This window comes from Orenia sp., assembly GCF_055140805.1.
Map to the genome: position 1 here is coordinate 1 of NZ_JBSQYM010000134.1, position 8,627 is coordinate 8,627.

5 protein-coding genes are annotated in these 8,627 nt (G+C 31.8%); all 5 read left to right on the forward strand.

Annotated elements, in window-relative coordinates:
- Window positions 1-480, forward strand: a 480-nt coding sequence (locus ACTCDL_RS12210; RefSeq protein ID WP_463176951.1) for a glycoside hydrolase family 130 protein, incomplete at its 5' end; no start/stop codon positions are given.
- Between the two features lie 642 nt (window positions 481-1,122).
- On the forward strand, window positions 1,123-3,717 hold the full coding sequence (locus ACTCDL_RS12215) for a hypothetical protein (RefSeq protein WP_463176955.1): 2,595 nt from the start codon (window positions 1,123-1,125) through the stop codon (window positions 3,715-3,717).
- Between the two features lie 94 nt (window positions 3,718-3,811).
- Window positions 3,812-4,606: an InlB B-repeat-containing protein gene (locus ACTCDL_RS12220; RefSeq protein WP_463176959.1), complete on the forward strand. Its 795-nt coding sequence runs from the start codon at window positions 3,812-3,814 to the stop codon at window positions 4,604-4,606.
- A 344-nt stretch (window positions 4,607-4,950) separates the two neighbouring features.
- Window positions 4,951-6,318, forward strand: a complete 1,368-nt coding sequence (locus ACTCDL_RS12225) for an MATE family efflux transporter (RefSeq protein WP_463176965.1) — start codon at window positions 4,951-4,953, stop codon at window positions 6,316-6,318.
- Between the two features lie 514 nt (window positions 6,319-6,832).
- Entirely contained in the window at window positions 6,833-8,455 is a 1,623-nt protein-coding gene (locus ACTCDL_RS12230; RefSeq protein WP_463176967.1) for a type 2 periplasmic-binding domain-containing protein, read from the forward strand.
- Window positions 8,456-8,627: the final 172 nt, after the last annotated feature.

Here is an 8,627-nt window from a genome sequence, read left to right on the forward strand (position 1 = left end):
AATCGTCCAAGTGATACAGGGCATACTCCTTTTGGAGATATCTTCTTAAGCCAAAGTAAGGATATGACTTATTGGGGTAAACATCGTCACGTCATGTCCAATGGTGGATCTGGCTGGTGGCAAGGTACTAAGATTGGTGGTGGACCTGCTCCGATTGAAACAACAGAGGGCTGGTTAATGTTCTACCATGGTGTATCTGGAACTTGTAATGGTTATGTCTATAGTATGGGTGCTGCTATTTTGGATATTGATGATCCAAGTAAGGTGCTTTATAGAACTCGTGATTACTTACTAACTCCTGAAAAAGAATATGAAACTACAGGCTTTGTACCTAATGTAGCCTTCCCATGTGCAACCTTGCATGATGCTGATACAGGAAGAATCGCTATCTATTATGGTGCTGCTGATACTTATACGGCTGTAGCTTATTGTGAAGTAAATGAGTTGGTTGAGTACATTAAAGCTAATTCTGAAGTTTAATCAATTATTAAGAAAATTATATTTCTAGAGCTTAGCGATCACTTATTTAGAAGGATCAAATATGAAGATGTATTAGCCACAGATGAATATAGCTACTTTGAAGAAGTACCTTTGCTATAAATAATGGTAAAAGCTAAAAAAGATAAGTACTTTCTTGGGCAAAGTAAACTTAGAATCTTGTATTTATCTGTGGTGAAATTTTAAGAAAATAGATAAAATTTGACAGAATATTTTTTATATTGTGACTTTTAGGATAATAGATTGATTAGTTGATTTATAAGATGAAATCTTTATCAATTTCTGTATGGTCTTAATTTGCTTTAGAGCATTGATAGTAGGTTATTATACAGAAGATGATAAGTTTTCATATTCATATTATTTTTTATTTAAAAAATTAATTGAATATTTTGAATAAATCGATTGATAAATTCAATGCTTATGCATGTTATTGAATGGGTGTTATAGGGCACTATTCAAAATAAGTTAAGAGATAAATAAGTGAATAAATCTCAATGCCCTATTTAAATATAAAGTCTTTCTTCTTAGAGTGTAAGTGCAGATAAGATGATAAGTAAATAGGAGTTTATACTCTACTCTAGCTGTATAATTCATTAAAATATCTGATTATAAGGGGGAAAATTTATGGATAAGAAGTTATTATTATTAGGATTGATAATATTGTTACTTATGATAGTAACAAATGTAGCATTTGCTGCAGAGGTGGTTTTAGATGGATTTGAAACAGGCACTTACTTTGAAAAGTCAGAAAATATTCTTGCTGCTAATTTAAGTACTGACCATGCTACACAAGGTAACAATTCATTGAAAATTATTTATGGTGATATTTCTACATCTGGAAAAGCATTCTCTCAGAATACAAAAACAAAGGGGTGGGCAGAAGCCACAGCAGTTAAGTTAGATATTTATAATGATAGTGATAATGCCTTCAACTTTGCTATGTCTATAAGTACAGGTGATAATTGGAATTGGAATGAATCAAAGACTATTTCTGTAAAGCCTGGAACTAATACAATCACCCTTCCATTAACTCCTGAAAATTGGAAGAATAATGGTAGTGGGTGGCAAATGGGGGCTGAAGTAGATCTAAGTAATGTTAAGGGATATGGGTTACTGATATATCCTGCAGGTATGGCTCTACCTTCTAATGCTATCTATGTTGATAATATTAGACTAGTAAAAGAAGATGCTGAAGAAAAAGTTGTTGAATTAGAGAGCGTTAAAGATCATTTCAAAAAAGAAAAAACAACTCCAAAGTCTTCTTTTCTTTCTAAATTTAATGTGAGTGGTAATGTAGAGGTAATTACTACTTCTGAAAATGTTCCTGCTGGAAAGAAACTTATCAATGGTATAATTGATTGGACTTCAACTAATGGGGAAATAGATAAATTAGCAGTAGATACTGGTGAATTTTCTTCTGTTAGTGAATATATTCATGTAAAAAATAATACTGATGGTAAATTCAATATTAATTTGGCTACAGATACTATTGATTTTGATAAGTATTCAGGCTTTAGATTGAAAGTTTATAAGCCAGTTGGTAAAGATATTACAATTAAACCATATGTTCAACATGGTTCAGATTGGAAATGGTCAGATGTTGGAGATATAGATGTAGAAGCAGGTTCTTGGCAGATTATTAGGATTAATAAGTCTGATTATGATGATGTTGATTGGAAGAATATTAAACAATTTGGTTTCGAAATTGGTAGTGATTATGATGGTAGTGGATTATATATTGCTGATGTTTTAGCAATTAAAGAAGATTCCTATGGAGGAACTGAAACTACTGTAGAACGTGAAATAGAGTTGAATATTGCTTACAAACATAATCAAAATTGGGAGGTAAATTCAACCCTTAATATTTCTGATAAAGGTCTTAATGATCCCATTATTGATTTAGGAGAAACAGAAGTAATTGGTAATATTGATGGAACAAAAATTAGAACCTTCTACAAAGATACTGCAGAAGATACAGGAGAGACTATGAAGTTATTTGCTGGTAGTGAATATGATGATGCTGCAGGTATTGAGGTAAATACTTTAGTTGGTCTGAATTCAATTCATACAGCAGTAATAGCACCAATTAAGGTAAATGAAGATGGAGATATTCCATGGTCAATGAATGAGATTGAGTTTGATATGCCATTGATTCTTAGTGAAGTTAGTATGCCGGTTGGGGATTATTCTACAGTAAAAGTAGGTGGGGTTTTACAATCTAATATAGACAATGATAATGATGCTACAGCTTTTGTTAATGTAGAGCATAGTTTTGTTAGTGGTTTGAATTTAACTGGAGAAGTAGCAGTTAGTGATGGAATATTTGAAAAAGAAAAAGAAAAAAGTGATTCTAAGTTTGAGTCTATGGGTTGGTATGTTAAAGCAGAACAGAGCTTAGGTTCTTTATATTGGCAACTAGAAAGTAAAAGATATGGTGGTAATTTATTTAAAAATTACGCAGATATAGACCACAAAAATAAATTAGAATATGAAGGTAAAAATTATGCTAAAGCAGAGTATACTTTCTCTGAAAATGCTAAAACAGGTTTAGAGTTCAATAATTCATTTAATGGTTTATATAAAGCTGAAAAGGAAGAGTACTTAAATGACTGGAATGAGCTTAGTCCAAAGTTATATTTTGATGGGAAATTGTTATCTAAATTGGGTATATATGCTTCTTTGGAAGGTAAATGGGCTAATAAGTCTTACTGGGGTATAGAGGATTATTATCTAGATGATGAAAAGGTTTATATTAAAGCGACCCCTTCTTTAGATATTGAGAATTTAACTGGAAATATAGAATTTTGGTTAGAAAGTGATAAAGACCCTGTAGAAGGTTCTGAGGATGAAATCAAAGAACACTTCCAGAAACCTAACTTCAAATTTAATTTAGGTTATCAAGTATCTGAAGCTTTAAAAACAGATATTAATTTATGGTTGGAAAGTAGTAGTAATGAAAATACTTTTGATAAGCCAGCTCTTAGAACTAGAGCAAATTATCAGTTAGTAGATGGATTTGATATTACTGGAGAATATACAATAAGTAGAGAGGATAAAGAGGCTGACTTTAAGCAAAACTTCTATGCTAATATTAATAAAGAGCTTAGTGCAGGAAACTTAGAGTTTATTTATGGTAAAGAAGTTCTTGATGACGATAATGAGTTATCAAATCGTAAAACCTTAGATAAATATCAAGTTAAGTATACAGTTAGTTTCTAAATTACTGCTCAACAGAGTCATGATTGGTTTTTGGGGCTCTCCTAAATTTATTTGGTGTGATGAAGGATATCTAAAACTTAAGGAGGAATCTAGATTGAAAAATATCAAATCGATTATTGTATTAGTAGTGTTGGCTATGGCTCTTTTATTACAAGGGTGCAGTAGTGATACAACTTTAGAAAAATATAAATTAACAATTGGTAGTAATGGGAGTGGAACAGGTACAGTTACTCCAAATGGTGGAACTTATGAATATGGTGAAAAGGTAAAAGTAACAGCTGAGGCAGCTGATGGGTCAACATTCAAAGGGTGGCAAGGTGCAGGTTATGATGGTAATACTAATCATACAATTACTGTAATCATGGATTCTGATGTTACTCTTACAGCAGTATTTGAAAAGGTTGTTGGTGGAAATACAGGAGGAAGTATAGAACCTAAGACATTATATGATTTTGAAGATGGTGTTGATAATTGGATTCTAAAGGATGATTGGACAGACTCTGAAGTGACTCCACAAGTATCAACAGACTGGTCTGCTGAGGGAAGCCAAGCTCTTGCTGCTAAGGTTACTTTTGATGGAAGTCAATATCAATTGATTATATATCCATATCCTGCTTTGGATTTAAGTGGTTATTCTACTTTATCAGTAACTGTTAAAAGCACTGTTAGTGGTGCATATGGCAAATTATATATAAAAGATGGAACTCATTGGGAGTACTATTCAGTAAATGCTGAAGGAGATATAAACAATGAAGGAACTACTTTTACTATAGATTTATCAAGCTATGATTACAGTGATAATATTAGGGAGTTAGGTATAGAATTTATGTCCTTACCTGACGATAATTCTACTGGAACGCTATACATTGATAACATTATTGCTGAATAGATTTAATTTTTAAAAGATTTAAAAAACCCCTATACAGAATTTCTATTATTATAGTAGAGTTCTGTATGGGTTTTTTTAGTATCTGTCTAAGATAAATATTCAGGTTAAGTTCAAACGAGTAATTTCAAAGACCTTCTGGTAGTAGAACATAAAAACGCACCTGATAAAATTTATAATTATTAACTAACATAACACCATATCTAACTAACATAATCCCATTTAAAATCAGAGTAGAGATCATTACAATGTAAGTAAAGTAAGTAATTAGATAAGTACAAAGCAAACTTATAAAGTAACTAAATTATAGGAAAATTTATTACTTATTTTGATTAGGAGGTAGATACATGAATCAAGATTTATCTTTACAACAGGTAGAATTATCAACTAGTGCAATGTTGAAGAAAGTACTGATTTTGGCTTCTCCAGCAATTGTAGAAATGTTATTAAATACTTTAGTAGGAGTAGTTGATACTATTATGGTAGGGCGGGGGATTGGAGCAGAAGGTCTAGCTGCAATCAATTTAGCTAATCAAATTGTATTTCCGATAGTCTTTATCTTTTCTGCCTTTAATGTTGGAACGACAGCTATAGTCTCAAGATATATTGGGGCTAAAGCTAAGAGTAGAGCAAATAAGATAGCCAGTCAATCCTGTATCATCAATCTGGTAATTGGTTTGATTTTAACTGCTTTAATGTATCTTTATCATCAACCACTAATGGCTCTATTTAATGCAGAGCCTGAAGTAACAGCAATAGCTATTGATTATTTAAAAGTAGTAATTTATAGCCAATTTTTTATGTTCATTAGCTTTTCCTTAAGTAGTTCATTTCGTGGAGCTGGGGATACTGTGACTCCTATGGCGATTAATGGGGCTATTAATATCTTAAATATTATTGGTAACTGGTTACTTATCTTTGGAATTGGAATCTTTCCTGAGCTTGGAATTGTAGGAGCAGCAATTTCGACTACATTATCTAGGGCAATTGGTGCGATTATATTTTTGGTTATTGGTTTTAGTGGTAAGATGAAGATTAAGTTGGTTTTAAGATGGTTTAAATTAAAGCTGACTATATTTAAGAAATTATGGAGGATCAGTTGGTCGGCTGCTTTAGAGCAATTATTTATGCAAAGCTCCTATGTTATTTTTAATTATTTGATTATTGGTCTAGGTACCATTACTTATTCAGCCTTTAATATTATAGTTAGAATAGAATCAATACTCTTTATGCCGATCTTTGGTTTTTCAATAGCGACAACAACCTTAGTTGGTCAATATTTAGGAGCAAAAGATAAGAAAAATGCTATCAAAAGTATCAATACTGCTATAATTTGTGGTGGGATTTTAGCATTTATAGTTGGGATTAGTTTTATTATATTTCCCGAAAAGTATATTGGTATTTTTATTGAAGAGCAGTCAGTTATTAAGACAGCCACCTTACCATTGAGATTAACAGCAATTCAACAGATAGCTAATGCTTTCTTTATTATTTATTCGGGGGCGATTCGAGGGGCAGGAGATACTTTATCTATTATGGTGATTAATATAGTCCGTTTGTGGATATTATTAATTCCTTTAACCTATTTAATTATCAATTATACACCCTATGGCTTAGTTGGTCATTATATAATAGCTGATATATGTATGATATTAATTACTTTTATAACTTATCTCTATTTTAAATCTGAGAGATGGATGAAAGTAGAAGTATAGTCTCTTTAATAAATTTATATTATAGCTGATTTAATTATTGGGAGTTTATATGATCAATCGTAAAGATATTGTTAATTCTTCTAAGTATATTACAAAGAAAGCTAAGTTTATTCTATTTATTTATATGTATTGAGATTATATAATTAGGTATACAAGAAGATATTATTAATAACATAAGGATATAATTCTATAAGATATTATAAGTTTTAGAAGAAGGAAGTATTTTAGCTTAAAAAGATTGAAAAGTAGATAGAATTTATTGTTTTTTAGTATTTTTGACTTTTAGATATTAATTTGGGTATAAGTATATAAGTGACTAACATCATAAGATCCCAGATTATACCCTTATCTGTTTTAGATAAGGGTATGATATGGGATTTTTAAAATTATTCGCAATTAATTCCATTGTTCTATAGCTGAATAATTAAATATGGGTATTTTATTTACTATAATCTTATCGATTTATAAAACTTTAATTGTTCAGTAATTTAATAAGATAAGGGGGAGTATTTTTGTGTCAAAAAAGAGATTATTAGTAATAGTTCTAATTCTATCTATGTCATCCTTAGGAATCTTATTTACTGGATGTTCTAAGCAAGAAGATAATAAAGCAGCAACTAATCAAGAAGGAAGCGGTAAATACGCTAAAAAGTATACTTATACTATTAATAGTATGTATGCAGGACAGCAAAAGGATAAGAACCGTTTTTATGACTTTATCTCTAAGAAGTTCAATATTGAGCTTGAAATTCGACCTGTTAACTGGGGGGATTGGAATGAAAAGGTAAGAATCTGGGTTGCATCTGGAGATATGCCCGAAGTATTAAGAATGGATCTACAAGGTTATAATTATCCAGAATTTGCAAGCTGGGCGGAGCAAGGTGTATTTAAAGAATTACCGGATGAGCTACTTAGTAATTATCCGAATTTAAAGAGATTAAATGAGCAATTAGTTAGTGATGAGTATGTAAAGGTCAATGACAAACGTTATGCATGGTTAGCTTCTATTCAAAAGGCGGATTATAATAATGTTTCTACAATGAAATTCTATTATAGAAAAGACTGGGCCAAAAAAGTTGGTATCTATCATGACAATAATGAGTATACCTTTGAAGAGCTAAAGGCAATGGCTAAAGCCTTTGTAGAAGAAGACGTAAGTGGAACAGGTAAGACTAGTGGTATTGGTGGTATTGGTTGGGCCTTTCCTTGGTTTGCAGGAATCTACCAGACCAACCCAAGTTGGGAGGATTATACCCTTAAAGATGGTAAGTATGTCTGGGGACCAGGAGAGCCAGACATGGTTAAAAGTATAAAGGAAATAAAAGAATGGTATGATAGTGGAATCCTATGGAAGGATCAGCCTATTGCTCAAAATAATGATGCTGCAAACAAATTTATCAGTGGACAATTGGGAATTTATTTTAATAATTGGACCTCATATAGTTTATTTGAGGAGACTGTTAAGCCTTTTGAGGCTGCCAACCCAGGTTTAAAAGCTGAGGATGCTATTGCACCTATGTTTGTGAAAGGTCCACAGGGAACGCCACAGGAAAGAAAGATTATGGCAATTCAGGGTACAGATTATTGGTCTGCTACTATGTTTAGAGCAGATATGAGTGATGAGAAATTAAAGAGATGGCTAGAAGTTTGGGACTGGCTGGCTAGTGAAGAAGGTAGAAATTACACTCATTACGGAATCAAGGGGGAGGATTGGAAGTATGATGAAAATGGAAATGTTATACCCCTATGGCCAGAGAAAGAAGATGGTACTCTGCAAGCTCCTAGTGATATTAGAGCAGATTGGGTAGGAGTTGTTAATGATAGTCCAGAATGGGAATTTAGCAATCCTGGATATGGTGATTATACAAGAAAGATTATAGCTGATGTATATGATAGATTATCACAAGAGGATGTTTATTTAAAACCAACTGGAAAGGAACAGTACAAGGTTAATTTCTTTAGTGGACCAATGAAAAACAGATATGGTGCTTTCTCCCACAAGGTAAATGACAAGATCACTGAACTTATTGTTTCATCATCGGCTGATGATATTGAAAAAGATTGGAATGATTTTATTAAGAGTATGAGACCTAAGGTACAGAAAGTTGTCGATGAATTAAATGAAAATTTACGATAAGTAACTAATTATAGGATATCTAAAGAAATTAATTTCTTTAGATATCCTGATATAAAAGATTTTTAGTTATTAGTATATATATGGCATTAAAGATTTAACATTTCAATTAGCTATGGGTTTTAACCCGTAGCTTCTGTAGGACTCATAATATCGCCACAGGTTAAAACACTGT